Annotated in this window: 13 protein-coding genes; 8 read left to right on the top strand and 5 right to left on the bottom strand. The window is 43.8% G+C overall.

Annotated features, from left to right (window positions below; genetic code table 11):
• Positions 1–32: 32 nt before the first annotated feature.
• Both ND16A_RS17985 and ND16A_RS17990 read right to left on the bottom strand, forming a co-directional pair.
• On the bottom strand, positions 33–1,304 hold the full coding sequence (locus ND16A_RS17985) for an efflux RND transporter periplasmic adaptor subunit (protein ID WP_033075811.1): 1,272 nt from the start codon (positions 1,302–1,304) through the stop codon (positions 33–35).
• A 267-nt stretch (positions 1,305–1,571) separates the two neighbouring features.
• On the bottom strand, positions 1,572–3,740 hold the full coding sequence (locus tag ND16A_RS17990; protein WP_033075810.1) for a DUF6351 family protein: 2,169 nt from the start codon (positions 3,738–3,740) through the stop codon (positions 1,572–1,574).
• Positions 3,741–4,046: 306 nt separating this feature from the next.
• On the opposite strand from ND16A_RS17990, the gene ND16A_RS17995 reads away from it, so the two are divergent.
• Positions 4,047–5,102 carry a cysteine synthase A gene (locus ND16A_RS17995; protein ID WP_033075809.1) on the top strand — a complete coding sequence of 352 codons (1,056 nt, stop codon included), beginning with the start codon at positions 4,047–4,049 and terminating at the stop codon, positions 5,100–5,102.
• Between the two features lie 119 nt (positions 5,103–5,221).
• Here the strand turns inward: ND16A_RS17995 and ND16A_RS18000 are convergent, their stop codons facing one another.
• The 3 genes from ND16A_RS18000 to pgi form a co-directional block, all read right to left on the bottom strand.
• Entirely contained in the window at positions 5,222–6,535 is a 1,314-nt protein-coding gene (locus ND16A_RS18000; protein WP_033075808.1) for a malic enzyme-like NAD(P)-binding protein, read from the bottom strand.
• A gap of 147 nt (positions 6,536–6,682) precedes the next feature.
• Entirely contained in the window at positions 6,683–11,830 is a 5,148-nt protein-coding gene (locus ND16A_RS20045) for a PAS domain S-box protein (RefSeq protein WP_052072777.1), read from the bottom strand.
• A 322-nt stretch (positions 11,831–12,152) separates the two neighbouring features.
• Positions 12,153–13,802: a glucose-6-phosphate isomerase gene (pgi, locus tag ND16A_RS18005; RefSeq protein ID WP_033075807.1), complete on the bottom strand. Its 1,650-nt coding sequence runs from the start codon at positions 13,800–13,802 to the stop codon at positions 12,153–12,155.
• A gap of 446 nt (positions 13,803–14,248) precedes the next feature.
• Between pgi and mraZ the strand changes: the two genes are divergently transcribed.
• Genes mraZ through mraY form a run of 7 tightly spaced genes read left to right on the top strand, consistent with a single transcriptional unit; the run spans position 14,249 to position 21,811 of the window.
• Complete coding sequence (gene mraZ / locus ND16A_RS18010; protein WP_033075806.1) at positions 14,249–14,707, top strand: division/cell wall cluster transcriptional repressor MraZ; 459 nt, start codon at positions 14,249–14,251, stop codon at positions 14,705–14,707.
• Between the two features lie 4 nt (positions 14,708–14,711).
• Entirely contained in the window at positions 14,712–15,656 is a 945-nt protein-coding gene (gene rsmH, locus ND16A_RS18015; RefSeq protein WP_033075805.1) for a 16S rRNA (cytosine(1402)-N(4))-methyltransferase RsmH, read from the top strand.
• Between the two features lie 28 nt (positions 15,657–15,684).
• Positions 15,685–15,999, top strand: a complete 315-nt coding sequence (gene ftsL / locus ND16A_RS18020; protein ID WP_235281922.1) for a cell division protein FtsL — start codon at positions 15,685–15,687, stop codon at positions 15,997–15,999.
• Complete coding sequence (locus ND16A_RS18025; protein ID WP_033075804.1) at positions 15,996–17,771, top strand: peptidoglycan D,D-transpeptidase FtsI family protein; 1,776 nt, start codon at positions 15,996–15,998, stop codon at positions 17,769–17,771. Before ftsL ends, ND16A_RS18025 begins: the two co-directional genes overlap by 4 nt.
• Positions 17,761–19,311, top strand: coding sequence for a UDP-N-acetylmuramoyl-L-alanyl-D-glutamate--2,6-diaminopimelate ligase (locus ND16A_RS18030; protein ID WP_033075803.1), 1,551 nt, complete (start codon positions 17,761–17,763; stop codon positions 19,309–19,311). The genes ND16A_RS18025 and ND16A_RS18030 overlap by 11 nt, the downstream gene beginning before the upstream one ends.
• The gene (locus ND16A_RS18035) at positions 19,308–20,738 is read left to right on the top strand and encodes a UDP-N-acetylmuramoyl-tripeptide--D-alanyl-D-alanine ligase (RefSeq protein ID WP_052072775.1); all 1,431 of its coding nucleotides are present in this window, start codon (positions 19,308–19,310) and stop codon (positions 20,736–20,738) included. Before ND16A_RS18030 ends, ND16A_RS18035 begins: the two co-directional genes overlap by 4 nt.
• Positions 20,732–21,811 carry a phospho-N-acetylmuramoyl-pentapeptide-transferase gene (gene mraY / locus ND16A_RS18040; RefSeq protein ID WP_033075802.1) on the top strand — a complete coding sequence of 360 codons (1,080 nt, stop codon included), beginning with the start codon at positions 20,732–20,734 and terminating at the stop codon, positions 21,809–21,811. Before ND16A_RS18035 ends, mraY begins: the two co-directional genes overlap by 7 nt.
• The last annotated feature ends 50 nt before the right edge of the window (positions 21,812–21,861 follow it).

Below are 21,861 nucleotides of genomic sequence, written 5' to 3'. Positions count from 1 at the left end.
TAAAAATGATCAGATAATTAGTCAACTTGGTATTAACCACTGATATTGATTTGTTCTGCGCTGCTAAAATCTTGATAATCAGAAATAATAATTTCATCACCTTCGTCGACTCCGGAAGTCAGTTCGATAAAGTCAACACTGCTGGTTCCGGTGATAATGGCAATTTTTTCAGCCGTGTGTTGGTCAGTCTTTTTATAGGCAAATTTGCCCGCCAGTGAACCGATAAACGCACCACGTTTGATCATTAATACGTCACTTTTCTTTTCAAATTCAATACGCGCATTAATGCGTTGATTCTGTCTTAATTGCAGAGTGTTTTGTGACACAAGCTTGGCTCTTACCTTAACCTGATTGGCTTTGATTTCAGGGGATATGGCGATAATCTCACCACTGACGGCGATGCCTGAGATTTGCATGCTGACGGTTAAACCAATGCCTAAATCGTCGGCATAGAATTCGGGCACACTCAGTTCGGCTTCATATTCGGATAAGTCAACTATGGTCATAATTGCGGTATTCGCCGCAATGGAATTCTTTTGCGCCACCAACCAATTACCGACAACACCAGCCACCGGTGCTTTAATCGCTAATGCTTGATGACGGCGGTTTAATTCATCTAAAATGAGTTGCTGCTTTTTCACTAAAAATTCCCGATGTTGCTTTTCAAAGATTAAACGCTCTGTCGCTAACTCAACCCGGTTTTTGGCATGTTGATAAAAACGCTCAGCATCGGCTAGGGTGTCTTCGCTTTTCATCCAGTCAACTTCACTAATTATTTGCTTGTTATATGAAATTTCTGCGCGTTGCCATTCACGTTTGGCGACATTTAAACTCGATTGCGCGGTATTCATATTGCTTTCTAAATCAAGTTGCGCTTCTTTATCGGCTAATACTCCCCGGCTGGCGCTAATACTGAGCTGCTCTAAGGTAGATTGTTGTTGTTTTATCATCGCATCCAGTTCCGGGCTAACCAGCTGGGCAACGATTTGGTTTTTATTCACCGCTTTTCCCGGCTTTACTAATAAGGTAATTTGCCCCATTTCTGTACTAAACAGTTGTGGTGCGTTTGCCGCAACGGCTTTGCCGGAGACGGCAACATCACGAATAAGCTCACCCCGAATAACTGAGGCAGTGGTTAGGGTATTACTTTTTACACTAGGAATAGAGGAGTACCATCGACTCATGGTTGGCATTGCTAAATAAATAAACAAGCCGGTGATCAACAGCGTACTAAGAAGCTTTAAAGGAGCGTGTTTTTGTTGTGCCACAATGACTTCATCTTGGCTTTTGGTATCAGCAATCATAGGTAACTTCTGCATAATCGAATATTACTAGTATTAGTGCAGATTCAATGCCAACTTTAAATGAGTTGTAAGCTACTGTATTTATTGTTGTTTATTTTTGTCGTGCTGATGTTTGTGTCCGTTCGGACAGGTGAAGAGTCCGAAACTGTCCGTGGACATTGCGACTGGACACAGCAAAAAGAGCGCAAAAATGTTTCTTTAATAATGCCTTTAAACTCGCTTTCCTTACAACACCGGCCATTATCGGCAAGGATTTTGTAATCCCAATCAAATACTCACGGGCCGGCCCATATCTCCCTGTTGATGATCGCAAACTCCTGTTGGAAAGATTTTAGCAAGCTGTTCAACATAGTCATTGATTGCCACTGTGCCATAAAAACCACGGTCGATAGCCTGCTCAAGCGGAATTAATTTGCATTTAAAAATATCACCGGCCCAATTGCCACCGGCCTGGATACGACTGGTGGAAAACATTGGAAAAGCTTGTTGGCAGCTACCCTGCGCTTTGTCGTTCCAATCTCCGTCCCAGGTATGTTCACCTTGATCAATTACCTGACCATCAGCGGCAAAACAACTATCGATTAAGCTGCTTGGTTTTGCACTGAGCACATCAGTTCCAAAATCGTTCATCGTTAACAGCCAATCATCCATTTGCGCAAATGCTGCAGCGATTGGGGAATAGTCCTTATTGGCAATCCAAATTACATGGTTTTTCGCATGGCCGTTGGCCTTAATTATCCGCAACCGGGAAAAAAAGGATGCCGACACATGATGCATGTCGAGATCGTCTTCCAAATAATGACGCACATCGATAACGGGTAGATCAATTTTACCAATAAACACTTGCCCCGATAAATAGGCGGCGTTCATCGCGGCAATAGAACCCTGGTGTCTGGCGGCGACTTTATTCTTTACCTTAGTGATGTTTTGCTTACTCCATATAGACAACCATAACGGGATTTTACGGCCCAATGGCGTCATTAGCGTTTCTTTTTTCATTTTTTTCTGAACTTTCCAGCCGCCAATTTTTCGATTCACATCGAGGAATTCTTTGATTGAGATATCGCCACTGTTCAATGCCGATAATCCATATTGCACCCCGACATTATCCCAGGTGGATAACGCATCACCATTACTGTCGGTGCCCAATAGTGACGATAGATCCTGCCAATAACTCCAGGCCACGTCATCGACTACCCGTGGGTGGAAAAAATCTCTGACAAAGCCTTGCTTCGGGTTATTAATAAAACTGGATAAACCAAAATAACCATTGATGCACTCATTATTACCTTTGGGTAATGACGGCATAAAACCGGCGGCCACTTGATTTAACGGTTGCAAATACGCGGCTCGTTGCGGAAAGTTATTGATAGAATTCATTCCCTCAATCAGTTGTCTACGCTGCCAATCTTGCCAGGTTCGCTTTTTTCGGGCGCGAAAAGTAAAGTAGTTATTTAATAAATCGCAGTCTAAGGCATAGGTGGTTTGGGTGATCATATCCGGGTAAGAATAGAGCGGAATAATACCATCGAGAATGCCGCTGCTGTTTTGGGCAATTAAATATTGGGCCAGACCGCCGCCGGAACCGCCGATGCCGACGGTGTAAAGTGGCGGGCCATACAAACTGACAAACTGTCGCTTAACTCTTCTGGCGGTATCTTCGGCGAGCAGCATATTATAGGTGTAACTGGTTCTATTACCGCTTGAACTGATAACCGCATAACCATCTAATAATTGTTGTAGTTGCCTTTCAATAACGCTTTTGGGTTTTTGTCTGCCTTGGCGATAACCAATACCCGAACCGCCATTAAATTGATAGATCAGTCGCTTATTCCACTGTGTTTGCGCCAATCTGTCGTCAACTTCGGTAAAACTTATCGGCATAATTATGGTGTAAATAAAGCGATTGATGCTACCTTGCTCCACCCTTAATAATTGCTTAGTGTTACTGCTGAAATCGCTGTTGTTTTTTAACTGGCTAAGCTCGAGTGCTTCAATTTGTCCATCACTATTGATCCGATAATAACTTAACCGCGATTTCACAGAGCAATCTTTTGAATAGCCAACAATCTTCTTTCTTGACTCAATATCATCATAAACAGGTACGCCATAGCCTTGTTGATTGTCAACTAAAGGTTGGCCGAGGGGGGAATCTAAGGTCATACAATAAAATGGGTATTGTGATGGTCCAGAATATAACGACTCCACCGGGCCTGTTTGGCCAAGGGCGATGGGAAAATTAAAATGCTCTGCCGGACGTTGAGTCTTACTGATGTGCTGGTCTATGCGCAGTAATTGATTGCTGGCTTGCGGGGCAATTTTTTTGACTTGCCGATATTCGTAAGATGTCTGCGGGTACATGACATTAATGATTATAAAAACGCCGGCAATGGTACTCAAGATGATAATTGTAAACAGCAAAGCTTTTTTAGCCATAACTTGTCCCCTCATTAATTAAATGCAGCGAAATTTATGCTCGACAGGCACAAGCCAATAACAACAAAAAACAAAGACAGGAGCGCAAACTTTGAACATCAAAATTCATATCGCTATTAGATCAATACTAGTACAAAATTATTGGTTTTTTATCTTCTCCTTCAGTTTTTATCAATAAAAAATCGATGTTCTGGCTAACACTTTGATTCACCGTAAATTTGTCTAAATGGATTATCTCCATCTTGACTTAAGGCTATCTCTATCTAGTATTTAAGATAATCCAATAGTATTTTCTGGCAATGGCTGATGATAATTGCTCCAACCTTAAACAATGTCACGGAACTGATCGGTAATACCGATTTATTACGAGTTAACAGTCTCTCTGATTTAACCGGCTGTGAGATATTATTAAAATGTGAACAGCAAAACCCGGGTGGTTCGATTAAAGACAGGGCGGCATTGCAACTGGTGTTGGATGCCATTGCAGCAAACAAGTTAACACCGGGAATGACGATAGTCGAAGGCACTGCCGGCAATACCGGCATAGGTCTGGCACTGGTTGCTAATTGTTTGGGCTTTAAGATGTTGGTGGTGATGCCAAAAGGACAAGCTCGGGAAAAAGAGCAGATGATCAGCCTTTACGGGGCGCAATTAAAATTGGTGGATGCCTGCCCCTTTGCCAACCCCGATCATTTCTATCATACCGCCAAGCGTTTAGGCGAAGAGCATGACGATTATTGGTGGGCCGATCAATTTGAAAATACCAGTAATAGCAAAGCTCATTATGAAAATACCGGCCCTGAAATTTGGCAACAAACGGCAGGTAAAATCGATGCTTTGGTCTCCGTGGTTGGTACGGCAGGCACAATTGCCGGAAACTCACGATATTTATCAGAACAAAATCCGCAATTACAAACCTGGCTGGTTGACCCCTCTGGTTCGGGTATTTATGCCTATCTCAAAACCGGCAGCTATGCCAGTGATGGCAATTCATTTACCGAGGGAATTGGCATTATGCGCAGTGTGGCTAATTTTCGCCAGGCAAAAATTGATAAGGCAATCACCTTGCCCGATCAGGATTTGGTCGCCATTTCCCGACATGTTCGTGATTTAGATGGCATCACCCTGGGCAGCAGTTCAGCCCTCAATGTTGCTGGTGCTTTATATGCGGCGGCAAAAATGGGCAAAGGCAAAACGATAGTGACTTTCAGTTGTGACTTGGCCGAACGCTCGTACTCAAAACTCTATAATGAAAAGTTTTTAGCCGAAAAAAAAATTGCCAGCAACATTGAGTCACTGTCTGATATGTTCGCCCGCTATCAAGCCGAGCCATTAGCTAATGTGGTGCAAGTAAGCAAGTAAGCAAGCAAGTAAGTAAGTTAGAAAGATAGAAAGTAAATGGGTATGGTTTATATATTCGATGGGCAATATTTGCGCCCAGTAGTTTTTTACTGGGCAGTGCCGAGGTCCAAAATTAATGACTATAAATATTCGTTTTTTTGTTTTATTGCTGCCTGATATACGGCTTCTGCCACTTTTTGATGTGCTTCTTTATTTAACGATGCCGGTACTAATGCTCCATCTCTTGCCAGAGAGGACAACGTTTCAGAAACGGCAATTTTCATTGGATGGGTGATTTTTGTCACATCGGCATCTAATGTACCTTTGAATAACCCCGGGAAGGCGAGCATATTGTTTACTACCTTACCGCAAGTGGCAAATAGGGCGCCATGTTCTAAAGCGACACTGGGTTCTATTTCCGGATCTGGATTGGTTAATGCCATGATAATTTGCCCTTCACGGACCATTTCTGGTTTGATTAAGCCTTTTACTCCGGTCGTGGCTACGACTACGTCGGCAGTCGCCATCACTTCTTCCAGGCTTAACGGTTTTCCGCCTAAGCTGCGCAGCTTCTTTTGCGCCTCATTACTTAAATCACAACCAACAACATCTTCTACGCCATATTCAAGCAGCAAATTACAAATACCCATGCCTGCCGCCCCAAGGCCAATCTGGCCAAATACGCGGTCTTTTAAATCGACTTTGCTTTGCTTTGTCGCCGACAATAATGCGGCGAGCACCACCATGGCGGTGCCATGTTGATCATCATGAAAAACCGGCTTGTTGACCCGTTCAATTAATTCATCTTCAATGGTAAAACATTCCGGAGCCTTGATATCTTCTAATAAAATGGCGCCAAAGGAGGGCGCAATGGCTTCGACAATTTCGATGATTTTTAACGGATCTTTTTCTTTTAATAAAATAGGTACGCCAGATAAACCGACAATTTCGGCTAAAATCGCGGCCTTACCTTCCATCACCGGCAAGCCAGCCTCTGGGCCAATATCTCCCAAGCCTAAAATCGCGGTGCCATTGGTGACAATTGCCACGGTATTTTGAATATTGGTAAAGTCTTTAATTTTACTCGGGGTTTGTTCTATCGCCTGACAAACTCTGGCAACACCCGGGGTATAGACGTCCCGCAGGATTTCCAGGGAGTCGATGGTAATGGTGGAAATCGTTTTAATTTTGCCTTGTTTATGGCGATTAAACACCCGATCGGATTTGCCGGTGATGAAGGTGTCTGGTAACAGATTTATTTGTTCAAATAACTGCTCAATACTTAAGGCATCATCGTATTCTACGGTGATTTCCCAAATGGTATCTTTATCTAAGCGGCGTACCGCATTTACCCCTTCTACGGTGGCGCCAAATTCACCAATTACGCCCAACACTTTCGCCATGTAGCCCGGTTTATGTGGAGCTTCAACTAATAAAATTTCTACTATGCGCATACGTACCTCGAGAACCAGTGTTATGATCTGTTAAATACAACGTTAACAGGTCTGACCACTGTTGACGAGTAAACTCTCAAAAAAACACGAATAAAATGAACATTTAAATTATATCTTTAACCGATGTATGGCTATAGAACTTTGGTCCTATAGTTTTTCTTTTACTAAGGTTTTGGCTTTATCATAATCATAACCATCAATGGCAAGCTGCACTTGTTTTAACCAGCCATTACTGTCGATGCTTGTAAGGGCCCCCCGTTGTTGCTCAAGATAATCACTAGTCTCGGTATCATAATCTTCGAGCATTTTCAGTAATTCAACCAATACCGGCTTGATTTCACCGCTATCGAGAGTAACTTGCTTATCCTGAAAATTCTGGCTAGCAGTGTTCACCGCCAATATTTCATTTATGTCGCTAAGAACCGACATTAAATGTCGGTCTACTTCCGCTAAGCTGTCGCTATTGATTTGCTGCTTCTGCGCCTGTGCTTCTAATTTTTGTGCCGCCACAAATAAATTATTAGCACCTATGTTTCCGGCCAAGCCCTTTAAGCTGTGGGCCAAGCGCGTACTTAACTCAGTATCGTTACTGCTTACCGCCTCATTAAATGACTGGTAAAAATTTAGTTGGCCTTCACTAAATTTTGCCAGTAGCCTTAAATACAGGTGTTTATCATCCATGGTCCGGGCTAAACCCTCGCCAATATTAATCTGTTCAGTTGCGCCGGGCAGTAAAATCTCTGCTGCGGCTATCGGTTTGTTTGCTGTTTCTGCATCATTGTTTGATGGTGTTAGTTTGTTTTCACTGTCACCCTTGCTGGTGGCAGGGGCTGATTCGCTGGCACTTTCTTTGTTGCCAGTTAATGGTTTTATCCATTTCGCCATTATTTGAAACATCGCGGCAACATTAATGGGTTTGGGAATATGATCATTCATGCCGGCATCCAGAGCTTTTTCTCTGTCGCCTGCCATGGCATTGGCAGTCATCGCCAGGATCGGCAGTTTCGCAAATTCAGGATTTTCTCTGAGTTTTTTACTCGCCGTATAACCATCCATAATTGGCATTTGACAATCCATTAATACCCCATCAAAAGATCCATTTTCAATCATTTCAATGGCTTCTTTACCATTGTTGGCAATGCTGCACCTGATGCCATTGTTGGTTAATAAGCCGGTAATCAATTCCTGGTTTACCTCATTGTCTTCTACCGCTAATATATGTGCTCCCTGCAGTTCGTCAATGGCATCTTTAGATTTTTCCTTGCGCGAGTAATTATCCAAATTGCTGATTCGATTATTTCCCATGGCATCCATAATGGCATCATTCAATGTCGATGCGGTCACCGGTTTGGTTAACACTGCACTGATATCCAGTTTGTCAATTTGCAGATTGAGTTCTTCTTTACCATAGGCGGTAACCATAAATACAGTAGGTTTGGTGTTAAGATTAAGCTTGGTTTCAATCACTTTTATGGCTTCTATACCATCCATTGTCGGCATTTGCCAATCCATCAGGATTAACTGGAATGGCTGATGATTGTCAGCTTCGCTTAATAATGCCAGGCCTTTGGCTGCACTGTCGGCAACTTCTACGTGATAACCCAGGCTGGTGATCATTTTTGAAAAAATCTCCCGGGCATGACTGTTATCATCTACCACTAAGACATTTTTTACTTCTCGGGTTGGTGTAAGTGCTTTAATCTCAGTATGCGTTTGACGGCTTAGGGTGACCGAGAATGAGAAGGTACTGCCTTGACCCAGCGCACTTTCCAGTTGTATTTCGCCCCCCATTAAATTCACCAGTTTTTTGGAAATTGCCAGCCCTAATCCGGTGCCACCATGTTTGCGTGTGGTCGAAGCGTCGGCCTGAGTGAAAGGCTGAAACAGCTTAGCTTGCTGCTCTTCGGTCATCCCGATACCGGTATCTTCAATGGCAAATTTCAATTCCACGTAATCTTCACTGATGAACTGCTGAGATATATTCAATACCACTTCACCATCGTCGGTGAATTTGACCGCATTATTGGCCAAATTAATCAATACCTGAGTCAAACGTAATGGATCACCAATTAGCGCCATTGGCAAATCTGGCTCGATATCAAACAGTAATTCCAGCTGTTTTTCTTCCGCTTTTATGCTGACAAAATTGACTAAATTTTCCAATATATCACCAAGATCAAACTCGATAGTTTCAATATCCAGTTTGCCGGCTTCAATTTTAGAAAAATCTAAAATATCATTGATAATGCCGAGCAAAGATTCGGCACTGCGATGCACCTTATCGATATAATTACGCTGCTTTTTATTCAGTTCGGTTTCTAAGGCCAGATGCGACATGCCAATAATGGCATTCATTGGGGTGCGAATTTCATGGGACATATTGGCGAGAAAATCTGACTTTGCCCGATTGGCATCTTCGGCGGTAAACTTGGCTTTTTCATAATTAAGCTCCAGTTGTTTACGCTCGGTGATATCAATATGCACACCGCAAATACGAGACGGTAACCCCTGTTCATCGTTTTCGGTAGTGCGGCCAATATCGAGTATCCATTTATATTGGCCATCTTTACAACGGATACGCAATTCATGCCTATATTCCTGGTCATTACCTTTTAGGTAAGTTTGCATATATTGTTCTGTTTGCTGCCAATCATCGGGATGAATAAGTTCACGCCAGGTTTTTAAGCCGCCTTTAATAAAGGACCATTTTTCATTTTTCTCCATGATTTCACCTGGCGCGTAACCTAACATGGTTGCCCACATGGTATTGACTCTGGAATTGTCTTTTTTGGGGAAGAATTCCCATAAGCCGATACGCGCGCCGTAGGTTGCTGCATCTAATCGTTCTTCACTTTCTTTGAGTAATTTTTCTTGTATGTGGCGGTCGGTAATATCACGCATTACCCCAATAAACATTTTTTGATCGTCCAGAATGCTTTCCCTGACCGATAATTCGATGGGAATGATGTGGCCATCTTTATGTTGCCCTTCCAATTCGCTGACATTACCCACCACAGACGATGATTTTTCGTCTTTATAGTTCTGTAAAAAAGTATCATGTTGCTGGGCAATGTCATCGGGTTGGATACATTTAATGTTATGGCCAATCATTTCGCTTGCGCGATAGCCAAACATTTGTTCTGCCGCCGGGCTAAATTCTTGCACTATGCCTTTGCTGTCGATAACCACAACGCCATCGCCGATACTTTTCAAAATGGTTTTCGAGCGATTTTCACTTTCGCGTAAATCCGCTTTTAATTGCATCTGTTCGGTAATATCGACCAGCACGCCGTCAAAATATTTTCGCTTACTTTGTTGATCAACCAACGCCAACGCCTTTAACACGATGACTCGGCATTCGCCATTTTTGTTGGTTAAGCGAAATCTAATGTCAATCGGTTTACCACTAGTGATGGCAAGGTCCACTCGTTTTTTCACTTCTGGCCAGTCGTCTTTATAGGCAATGGATTTAAGGGTTCGCCGTGGTTTTTTCCCTAAAAAATCAGCAACATCATAGCCGGTGATAGTTTTTATTTTTTCGGTGATGAAAATGAGCGGGCTTTGTTCACGCCAGTTATCAAAGAGTTCATAACGGAATATGGTACCGGGCAAATTGGTGATAATTGAGCGAAATTTTTGTTCGTTTTCCGACAGTTTGGCCAGGGCTTCTTCGCGCTGGCTAATGTCTACTAAAGATAAACGGATCTCATCACCATTGCTTGCCGGTATTGCCGATGCCGCGATTTGCAGTGGCTCGCCTTTGGTATTCAAAATGGTGATGTTAATATCTTTTTGACTGATCCCTTCCTGCGCTGAATGGAGCAGCTGTAAGCCTGGTTTTGCGGTTTCATCACCAGGCAGTAAATCTTGCCAGTGCAGCGATTCAAAATCTGCGCGACTATGGCCGGTGAGTTCGGCGAAAACGCTATTATGTTTACTGAATTTGCCTGAGGTCAATATGGTGGCATTGGCCACCGGAGAATTTTCGTAAAGATCCCACAGTTTACTTTCGCGGTCTGATAATTCCTTGGTTCTTTCCGTTACCCGTGATTCTAAATCGGTATTGGCTTTTACCAGGCGCCGATTCATCCGCCTCACTATGCTCATCGCGATATTAGCCAATAACGCGGTTAAGACGATGATACTGATCAACACTGACACTATGGTAAACCGTAATTTGGTATAGCCTTGCTGTACCTCTTGAACATCGATTTCGGTGATGATGCCAAAGCCAACATTGTCATTCCAGCGCCAGGCGCCAAGCACCTTTTGGCCGCGATAATCGCGATAGCCATCCATACTGGCACCATCTTGATTTTGGCTCAATTGTGCGGCACTTAATATCAGTGGCAATTCGCTACTGGATGCGACATATGGTTTTTTCGGAGTTAATAAATAGCCAGGATCACGCAGACTGATATTTAAAATACTCGACTGACCTCCAGTTAACAGACCCACAGCAGCAAGGTCTTTTTCAAAACGGCTGCTGGAGATTAATAAGCCATTTACGTCAGTGAAGTAAGTCTCGCCGCTCAAGCCAACACGACCGGCTTTGGCAATATTAAATAATTCCTTAAATGGGTCGATACGTATGGTGATGGCGGCAAAGATTTCGCCGTTACTGTTTTTCATCGGGGCGGCAATAAACATGGTGGTATTATGCGCACCTAAGCCTTTTTGTACTTGATACAGCGGGACGTCACTTCTGATTGGTGGTATCAGCACGGTTTCACCAGCAAACACCCGGTCTAATAACTTTGGCCGTTGCTGTTGAATGATATTTATCTGTCCCAAATTTGTATCGCGCCAAGACGCATAGTTGTATCTGTCTTTGGAGATAATGAAAAAACCAATATTGCGATATTCAGCGGGCAATTCGTTAAAATAATCACGCAGTCTGATCAGGTAAGGGTTGGCTTTTATCCGCTCCTTCGGCAGTTGTACCAATTGCTCGGCTTGCTTAATGTTTTCATCATCTTCTGACAACAAATGGATAGAGGCCACCCGCGCCTCATACCAGGTATTCAATGACGATTCTGCCGCTTCTACGACGGTAATTAAGGATTCTCTCGCCTGGGCGTTTATTTGTTGTTTTATCTGCGTTAAGCCATAGTAAATGATCACCGAAATGATGATCAAAAATAAGCCGATGGCGCCCACAGCAAGTCGTTTCGATTCTGAGTTTTGTAAGATGTCGGTTAGGCTTTTTTGCGTCTGAGTACGAATTTTATTAAGCACAACAGCCAATAAGGTAACAAGTAAAACAACGATGGCAATGACATATTCGTTATACATAATGTTTACTTTAGAAATCTTTAACTAATTTTCAATTAATTTAATCATAGCAGTAAGATAGATACCCGTGCCACCTCAAGGAGCATGAAATATGCAGCTTGAGATGACACGGGTATAAACCCGTCATCATTCAAAGTGCAGGGGATATTAAATCAAAGTCAAACGGATAATTTTTAAGCCGACTGCCGTTATGCTTAACGGTGTATTTTATGGGGCATTTTGTCGGGAGGGACGAGATTTGGAGCTAGGAGTTGTTGACTTTTCGAGTGCAAAATATGCCACGAAAAGTCAACCGTGAAAAATCAACCGTCGCTATGGTTGACTATTTTTTTGCTTTTATAGACTTGTAGTATTTAATCAACTCGGTGGTTGAGCTGTCATGAATTTGAGCGGACTCTTCGCCACTAAGCTCTTGTTGAATTTTATTGGCCAGGCCTTTGCCTAATTCCACCCCCCACTGATCAAACGAACAAATCTGCAGCAAAATGCCCTGACTGAAAATTTTATGTTCATATAAAGCAATTAAACTGCCCAAAGACTTCGGCGATATTTGATCGAGTAATATGGTATTGGTGGGGCGGTTGCCCTTGTGCACTTTATGTGGTGCGACTTTATCAATATATTCCGCGGTACGACCTTTCGCTTTTAAATCTTCTCGTACTTGCTGCTCATCAACCCCGCCCATTAACGCCTCGGTTTGGGCAAAAAAATTGGCCATTAAGGTGTCGTGATGGCCTTGCACTGGCGTAACCGATTGTACCGAACCAATAAAGTCGGCAGGTACCACATTGTTACTTTGGTGCAGATACTGATAAAACGCGTGTTGGCCATTAATGCCAATTTCACCCCAAATAGACGGCACTGTCGGATAATCCACGTCTTCACCTTGCCAGTTCACCGATTTGCCATTACTTTCCATTTCGGCTTGTTGTAAATAGGCGGTAAGTTTATGCAAAGGCTGGTCATAGGGCAGTATCGCTTGTGATTGTGAGCCTAAAAAGGTGCAGTTCCACAGACTCAATAACGCCATAATTACTGGCGCATTCTGTTCTAACGGGGCATTTTTGAAATGCTGATCCATTTCGTGTGCGCCTTCGAGTAGCTCAATGAATTTATCAAAGCCCAAATCAATTGCTATCGGTAAGCCAATGGCCGACCACAATGAAAAACGACCGCCGACCCAATCCCACATATCAAAAATGTTTTGCTGCTCGATGCCAAATGCACTGGCATTTTCTTTATTGGCCGACACGGCGACAAAATGCTTTGCCACCGCATTTTGATCAAAGGCAGAGGTGACTAACCACTTCATTGCGGTCTGCGCATTGGTCATGGTTTCGGTGGTGGTGAAGGTTTTACTGGAAATAATAAATAAGGTTTTTTCTGGATCGAGCGGGCGCAAGACATCAGCAATTTGAGTACCATCGACATTGGATACATAATGAACACTGACACTTTGGTCGCTATAGTGTTTTAACGCTTCGGTAACCATTTGCGGGCCAAGGTTTGAACCACCGACACCAATATTGACCACATCGGTGATGCGTTTACCCGAATATCCTTTCCATTGACCGGTGCGTACCTTGTCGGTAAATGATTTGATCTGAGTGAGTGCCTGATTCACTTTGTCGCTGAGGTTTTCACCATCGAGGGTAAACGCCTTAGTGGTGCGATCTCGCAACGCTACATGAAGTACACTTCTGTCTTCGGTGGTGTTGATTCGTTCTCCGGCAAACATTTTTTCGCGCCATTGTTCCAGTTCGCAATCGCGGGCTAAGCCAAATAACCCTTGCATGGTATCAGCGGTGATCAGGTTTTTTGAGTAATCAAATAAAAATGCCGGCAGTTTTAATGAAAATTCGTTAAAACGGTTATCATTGTCGCTAAACAGCGTTCTCATGTGCTGTTGCTTCATTTGTTTGGCGTGAGCTTGTAAATATTTCCAACTTGCCAGAGACGTTCTTGCCGACATTGTTCATATCCTTACGTGGTTGTTTCTAGGTTAGCTTAATTATTATGTGAATTTTACTGAGTTACAACATGAGTTTTCACTGAATTTAGAGTATATTCTTCTATATAAAATCAATTTATCATAGCGTCGATTGAGATTTGCACATTCAGCATAACCCATAAGTGCACATCCTAGCCACATGGTCATTAATTTTCACCAAATAAAAATAATTTTTGGGATGAAATAGGCTGCACACTCCACAAAGTTCCACATTATAAAGAACTTACAACGAAGCCTTATTTTTTAAGGGCGGATCGAGCGGTTTGATTGATTTTTCTTTACTTGACAACGGTTGACTATTATCACTAAACTGTACATAAGTGGGAAAAAGTGGAGAAATGTGGATCTTTTGACTGTCGTTTAAAAAATAAACAGTTAAAGTCGAGCCACAAAGAATAACAAAAACTATGTTTAGAGGCGCAAACAACCTTACCTTAGACAGCAAGAATCGGATCACGATACCAACCAGGTACCGTGAGACTTTGTTTGCCGATTTCGATGGTAAAATGGTTTGCACTTTGCACACGGAAAGTCGTTGTTTACTCTTGTACCCGTTACCCGAATGGGAAGAATTAGAACTAAAGTTGAGTCGTTTGTCTGACATGAACCCGAGCGAGCGGATAATCAAACGTATCTTGCTGGGGAATGCCACCGAATGTGAACTCGACAAAAATGGCCGTTTGTTATTAAACGGCGTTCTTCGTCAACACGCCAACCTGGATAAAAATATCATGCTGGTTGGATTATTTAATAAGTTTGAAATTTGGAACGAGGCCGATTGGCAGGCACAGATGCAACAAGGCATCAGTGCTAACCAAAATGGCAAAATTGAACCAACCGAACGTTTACTCGATTTATCACTGTAACCTTATGACGACAGAATTTTCACACATATCGGTACTTCTGCAAGAAGCCGTTGACGGACTAGAGATTAAGGCCGATGGCACATACATCGACTGTACTTTTGGTCGCGGTGGCCACTCGAACTTAATTTTGAATACTTTAGGCGACAACGGTCGCTTAATCGCCGTTGATCGGGACCCGACGGCAATCGAGTCTGCGCAAAGGTTCGCTGATGACCCTCGTTTTTCTATCGTCCACAATGGTTTTGCCAATCTCGCCGAAATCGCCAACGATCTGAATGTCACCGATAAGGTAGATGGCATCTTACTCGATCTTGGGGTGTCATCGCCGCAACTGGACGATGCCAGTCGTGGATTCAGCTTTATGAAAGATGGCCCGCTGGATATGCGCATGGATACCAGTAAAGGGCAAACGGCGGCCCAGTGGTTAATGGCTGCCGATGTAGAAGACATTACCTGGGTGTTGCGAACCTTCGGTGAAGAAAAGCACGCCTGGCGTATCGCCAATGCCATTGTTGATGCTCGCGCAGAAGAAGAGTTAACCAGCACAGGTCAGTTAGCAAAAATTATTAAAACTGCCGCACCGCAACGCGAAATTAAAAAGCATCCTGCTACGCGCAGTTTTCAAGCCATTCGCATGTACATTAATTCAGAGCTTGAACAGATTGAACAGGCATTGGTGGCGGCATTAGACGTATTAAAAGAAGATGGTCGTTTAGTCGTTATTAGTTTTCATTCATTAGAAGATAGATTAGTAAAACAGTTTATGAGAAAGCATAGCCAGGGTAAAAAAGTACCGCGTGGCATGCCAATTACAGAAGCCGAGATCCAAAAGGGCAAGAAGCTTGCTCTGGTAGGTAAAAAGCTAAAACCGAGTACAACAGAAGTAACAGAAAATGTACGTTCGCGTAGTTCAGTATTACGGGTAGCGCTGCGTTTAGCCAAGGATTAGCCATGTTAGTGTTTGACAGGAATTAACAGTGGCATTGGGTAAGTTTGTATTAACCCAAGAAATTTGGCAAGACATACGTCGATTTAGCGGTACCTATATATTAGTCATATTGGTGCTGCTTTCGGCGTTTTCGGTGATTTTTATGACTCACCTAAACCGGCAAACGACGATAGAAGTTGAACGCTTGTATAGCAAAAAAGATCGGTTAGATATTGAGTGGCGTAATTTACAGTTAGAACAAAACTCTTTAGCCGAACACAGTGAAATAGAAAACAAGGCCGATAAAATACTGCATATGCACAGGCCGAAACCAACAAAGGAAATAATAATAAAGATACCATGACGGTTAAAAAAGCTAAGCGCAATCAAGATAACTTCAAACCGGCCACCATCACCTGGCGGTTTTATGTTGTCTTGGGTTTGATTTGCTTGGTCTATTCCGGACTGGTTGCCCGCGCCGCATATATTCAGGTATTTGAGCCGGAATTGCTTATTAGCCGGGGTGAGAACCGCACCATTCGCAATACACTGAACGATTCCCATCGCGGTGCCATAGTCGACCGCAACGGCATTGAACTGGCCATTTCTGTACCCGTACATGCCATTTTTGCCGATCCCAGAATTGTTATCGAACGCAACGGTTTGCAGATGAAGCGTCACTGGCAAGCCCTGGCACAAGTGTTGGGCAAAGATGCTGAAAAATTAAAAGCCCGGATTGGCACCGACCCGAAAAAACGCTTTGTTTATCTTGCCAGGCAAGTGTCACCGACGATCACCGATTTTATTCGAGAATTGAAAATCCCGGGTATCTCGCTCCGTAAAGAATCAAAACGTTTTTATCCGGCAGGTGAAATTAGCTCGCACCTTATTGGTTTTACTAACGTTGACGATCAAGGCATTGAAGGCTTGGAACGCTTATATAATGACCAGTTAACCGGTACCGATGGCACGAAAAAATATGTGAAAGATGCCAAAGGCAACAAGATTGAAATTTTAGAAAATAAAGACGCTACCTTGCCACAAGACATTGTGCTTTCTATCGATCAGCGCATTCAGGCTCTGGCCTATAGTGAATTGAAAGCGGCGATAAAGTCGTTTAAAGCGAGCTCAGGCTCCATAGTGGTGGTGGATGTAAAAACCGGTGAAATTCTGGCGATGGTCAATGGCCCGTCATATAATCCGAATAACCGCAAAGGTACGGCAACACATCGTTTTCGCAATCGGGCAATCACCGATATTTTGGAACCGGGTTCGACGATGAAGCCTTTAACGGTATTAACTGCGCTTGAGTTTGGCACGGCCAATGTGGATAGCATCATTAATACCGCTCCAGGTTCTATGCGTATTAAAGGTGGACGAGTTTCAGATACTCGCAATAATGGCAAACTCAGCCTGACTGAGATACTAAAAAAATCATCGAACATGGGAACTACAAAACTTGCCCTCGATGTGCCAAAAGATTTTTTATTAGGTAAGTTTTTTGAAATGGGGTTCTCAGAAGATACCGGTACTGGCTTAGTGGGTGAAAGCTCAGGGATGTTATCCGATCGAAACCGTTGGTCTGAATACGAATTAGCGACACTTTCCTGGGGCTATGGATTAGCGATAAGCCCGCTACAACTTGCTCGTTTTTACGCGACTCTTGGCAATGGCGGAAAAAAATTACCATTATCAGTGCTTAAAGACCCGGTATTTAATGAGGGCGAGCAGGTAGTTGATGCAAAAAATTCTAAAGCCGTATTGAAGATGCTGGAACAAGTTGTTAGTGGTGAAGGTGGCGGTGGCTACCGGGCAAAAGTTGAAGGTTATCGGGTAGCTGGCAAAACCGGTACGGTAATAAAAACAGTTGCTGGTGGTGGCTATGGTAACGATTATGTAGGCATTTTTGCCGGTGTTGCGCCGGTATCAAACCCACGTCTTGCCATCGTAGTTGTTATCAATGATCCAGCTGGCGACTTATATCACGGCGGTGAAGTTGCCGCCCCGGTCTTTTCTCGGGTGATGGGGGGCGCTTTACAATACTTAAATATTGCCCCGGATGATGAAACAAAAATCACTCGCTGGAGTGAGGGCTTTGCTGACCGCAACGCGCTAACAGGAGCGAATGATGCCTAAGCTCGATGCGACTTTTTCCACCAAAGATTTTTCAATCGCCAAGGCGCTGGCGCATTTTGCTATTGAAATTAGCGAAATTGCACATAGCCAATACTTAATTAATGATTCACGCTTTGTTACTGAAAATGATATTTTCGCCGCAGTGATTGGCACCCATCAAGACGGCAGCGCTTATATTCACAATGCCGTAGCACAAGGGGCTTGTTTAGTGATTGCCCAATGTGCGACGAAAGCGGAACATGGCAGTGCCTACACCGTTAGTCAGCTGGGTAATGAAGTACTGGTAATAAACTTTTATCAGTTGGATAAGCACTTGGTAAATGTTAGTGCTTACTATTACAATAACCCGCATGAAGCGGTAGAGTTAATTGGCGTTACCGGTACCAATGGCAAAACCAGTTGTTGTCAGTTAATCGCACAATTATTAACAGCAAATAATACTAAAACCGCTATTATAGGTACCTTGGGCGCCGGTACACTCGATAACCTTGAAAATATCAACAATACCACCCCAGGGCCAACGAAATTGTTGCAATTGTTGGCGCAATTTAAACATCAACATGTTAGGCAAGTAGCAATGGAAGTATCATCGCATGCGCTGAGCCAGAATCGGCTTGATGTAAACATGATCGATATCGCGGTGTTTACCAATTTATCACGTGATCATCTCGATTATCATGGCGATATGAGTAGCTATGCCAATGCCAAAAAGCAACTGTTTTTAGGCAAGCCGGAACAAACCTGGGTGCTAAATGCCGATGATCAGATTTGCCAATCCTGGTTACAGCAATTGCCGGCGAGCAATGAACGGGTACTGTATAGCGTCGATAGCAATAATGCTGAGTTACTGAAAAATCAGCAATATCTGCTGGCCGAAAATATTGTCTGTCATAACCGTGGGGTGAAGTTCGAGTTACGCTCTAGCTGGGGACATTGCCAAATACAGAGCTCGCTGTTAGGCGAGTTTAACGTTGCCAATTTATTGGCGGCGATGGCGGTATTACTAATACAAGGGGTGCCATTAGAAAATATTGCCAGGGTTACTCAGCAATTGCTGCCAGTGACGGGGCGGATGGAAACATTTACCGCATCGGATAAACCGACTGCTGTGGTTGATTATGCTCATACCCCCGATGGTTTAGAACAGGCATTGCTCTCAGCAAGAGCACATTGCCCGGGTGAGTTATGGGTAGTATTTGGTTGTGGCGGAGACAGAGACAAGGGCAAGCGCGCGATAATGGGCAGTATTGCTCAGCGCTATGCCGATCACATTGTGCTGACTAATGATAACCCGCGCAGTGAAGAAGCTGAACATATTACCAGTGATATCCAGCAAGGTATCAGTGTGACAGAAAAAGTAGAAGTGATCATCGACAGAGAGCAAGCGGTAATTTCCGCATTAAGCCGGGCAAAAGCAAACGATATGGTGCTTTGCGCAGGCAAAGGCCATGAAGATTATTTAATTATTGGCGAACAAACCATCGCTTATCATGAGCGCGAAGTGGTACGCCAATTTTATCAGGGAGGGACAAAACAATGATCCCATTATCCTTAACGGAACTGGCAAAAGTTGTCGATGGACAAGTGCGCAACTGCGTGCCAACGGACTGCGCCGATACTCTTATAATTACCAGTGTTTGCACCGATTCCAGGCAATTGGCAAAAGACGATTTATTCATCGCCTTAAAAGGACCGAATTTCGATGGTCATCGCTTTGTTGAACAGGCGGCAAGCATCGGCTGTACTGCCGCTTTAGTCGAAAGTGAACAGCAGCTTAGCGGCCAGCGACTGCCGCAAATTGTGGTCAATGATTGCTACCAGGCGATGGGAAAATTGGCGGCATACGTGAAAGCGACATTAAATCCAAAAACGGTCGCCATTACCGGCAGCAGCGGTAAAACCACGGTCAAAGAAATGGTCGCGGCTATTTTATCCCGCTTAGGAACCGTACTGGCGACAAAAGGCAATTTTAATAATGAAATTGGTGTACCGTTAACATTATTGCGGTTAGAACCCCAGCACGAATTTGCCGTCATTGAACTTGGCGCCAATCATATCGGTGAAATTGCCTACACCACGGGGTTGACCAAGCCGGATGTGGCGGTGATTAATAATATCGCCGCCGCGCATTTGGAAGGGTTTGGCGATATGTGTGGTGTTGCCCGGGCGAAAGGCGAAATTTTCGAAGGGCTCGGTCCAAATGGCGTGGCTTTATATAACCAGGATACCCCATATGCCCATAAGTGGCAGTGGCGTTTAGAAAACAAAACGGTGCGCAAGTTTTCTTGTGAAAATACGGCCGATGTCTATTGCACCAATATACGGATGAATGGCAAAGGTTGCAGCAGTTTTACCTTAAATACCGATCTGGGAAACATTGATATCGATGTGCCGGTACCGGGTAAGCACAACGTCTGTAATGCGGTCGCCGCGGCAACAATTGCGTTAGAATTTGGCGCCAGCCTAACCGATATTCAAGCGGGGCTTAGCGGTATGTCGCCGGTAAAAGGCCGTTTGAACCTGATTCACTTAGTCAATGATTTTACCTTAATTGATGATAGCTATAATGCCAATGTTGAATCAACCAAGGCGGCAGTGGAGCTATTGGCCAGTTATCCGGGGCGTAGCATTCTGGTGTTAGGTGATATGGCTGAGCTCGGTGAAGAGGCCAGAGCGTACCATCAGGAAATTGGCGAACATGCCCTACACCACCAGGTTGATAATTTATTAACGCTAGGCGTGTTAAGTCAGAGTACCTCGGCAGTATTTGAGCAAGATGGCCGTCATTTTTCGTCGCGGGACTTATTAGTCGAACATTTAGCAAACCTGCTAAAGGATGAACAGCAACCAATAACCGTGCTAGTGAAAGGTTCGCGTAGTGCGCGGATGGAATTAGTGGTTAATGACATCAAAGGTTGGCGTGAAAATGCTAATCTGCAAAATAATAATGAGGGATCGAAATGCTAGTTTGGCTCGGCCAATATCTTACAGAGTTCTATTCAGGGTTTAATGTATTTCAATACGTAACCTTTAGGGCCATTGTCGCGACATTAACGGCGCTGGTTGCGTCATTATATTTGGGGCCTAAATTAATCCGTTATTTGCAGAATATGCAAATTGGCCAAACCATTCGTGATGATGGGCCAGAGAGCCATTTATCGAAATCCGGCACGCCAACGATGGGCGGGATCTTGATCTTAGGCACCATTTTATTGAGCATTCTATTATGGACAGATTTAACCAACAGTTACGTCCAAATCGTGATTTTTGTCACCGTAAGTTTTGGTTTAATTGGTTTCGTTGATGATTACCGTAAAGTCATTCGTAAAGATGCTAAGGGCTTGATCGCCCGCTGGAAATACTTCTGGCAAACCGTTGCTGGGTTAGGTACGGCAATTTACCTGTATTGGATTTCTGCACCGGGCGAGACCACGCTGTTGATCCCGTTTATTAAAGAAGTGATGCCACAACTGGGCTTATTTTATATCGTGGTGACCTATTTCGTTATTGTCGGCACGTCTAATGCGGTAAACCTGACGGACGGCCTGGACGGCTTAGCCATAGTGCCAACCATATTAGTGGCTGGCGCCTTTGCCATATTTGCTTACGTTACCGGTAATAGCAATTTCTCTGCCTACTTGAATTTACCTCATATTCGCGAGGTGAGCGAGTTAGTGGTGGTTTGTACCGCCATTGTCGGTGCCGGGCTTGGCTTTTTATGGTTTAACACCTACCCGGCGCAAGTGTTTATGGGGGACGTTGGTTCATTAGCATTAGGCGCCTTATTAGGGGTTATTGCGGTGCTGGTAAAACAAGAATTGGTGCTATTTATTATGGGCGGGATCTTTGTTGTAGAAACCCTGTCGGTGATATTACAGGTAGGCTCCTATAAATTACGGGCAAAACGCGTATTCAGAATGGCGCCGATACATCATCACTACGAACTAAAAGGTTGGCCAGAGCCAAGAGTTATCGTGCGCTTCTGGATAATTTCTGTGGTGCTGGTATTAGTTGGCTTGGCAACGCTGAAACTACGTTAACACTAGATTAAAACACGGTCAGCAATTAGAGCTGCGAATATTTACCTCGA

The organism is Thalassotalea sp. ND16A (genome assembly GCF_000764205.1).
Classification (GTDB): domain Bacteria; phylum Pseudomonadota; class Gammaproteobacteria; order Enterobacterales; family Alteromonadaceae; genus Thalassotalea_A.
This window is presented reverse-complemented; position numbering and strand designations above follow the sequence as displayed.

Bases quoted from the DNA above. Each gene is read 5' to 3' on its own strand.
- ND16A_RS17985 (WP_033075811.1), bottom strand. From the start codon at position 1,304: ATGATTGCTGATACCAAAAGCCAAGATGAAGTCATTGTGGCACAACAA.
- ND16A_RS17990 (WP_033075810.1), bottom strand. From the start codon at position 3,740: ATGGCTAAAAAAGCTTTGCTGTTTACAATTATCATCTTGAGTACCATT.
- ND16A_RS17995 (WP_033075809.1), top strand. From the start codon at position 4,047: ATGATAATTGCTCCAACCTTAAACAATGTCACGGAACTGATCGGTAAT.
- ND16A_RS18000 (WP_033075808.1), bottom strand. From the start codon at position 6,535: ATGCGCATAGTAGAAATTTTATTAGTTGAAGCTCCACATAAACCGGGC.
- ND16A_RS20045 (WP_052072777.1), bottom strand. From the start codon at position 11,830: ATGTATAACGAATATGTCATTGCCATCGTTGTTTTACTTGTTACCTTA.
- pgi (WP_033075807.1), bottom strand. From the start codon at position 13,802: ATGTCGGCAAGAACGTCTCTGGCAAGTTGGAAATATTTACAAGCTCAC.
- mraZ (WP_033075806.1), top strand. From the start codon at position 14,249: ATGTTTAGAGGCGCAAACAACCTTACCTTAGACAGCAAGAATCGGATC.
- rsmH (WP_033075805.1), top strand. From the start codon at position 14,712: ATGACGACAGAATTTTCACACATATCGGTACTTCTGCAAGAAGCCGTT.
- ND16A_RS18025 (WP_033075804.1), top strand. From the start codon at position 15,996: ATGACGGTTAAAAAAGCTAAGCGCAATCAAGATAACTTCAAACCGGCC.
- ND16A_RS18030 (WP_033075803.1), top strand. From the start codon at position 17,761: ATGATGCCTAAGCTCGATGCGACTTTTTCCACCAAAGATTTTTCAATC.
- ND16A_RS18035 (WP_052072775.1), top strand. From the start codon at position 19,308: ATGATCCCATTATCCTTAACGGAACTGGCAAAAGTTGTCGATGGACAA.
- mraY (WP_033075802.1), top strand. From the start codon at position 20,732: ATGCTAGTTTGGCTCGGCCAATATCTTACAGAGTTCTATTCAGGGTTT.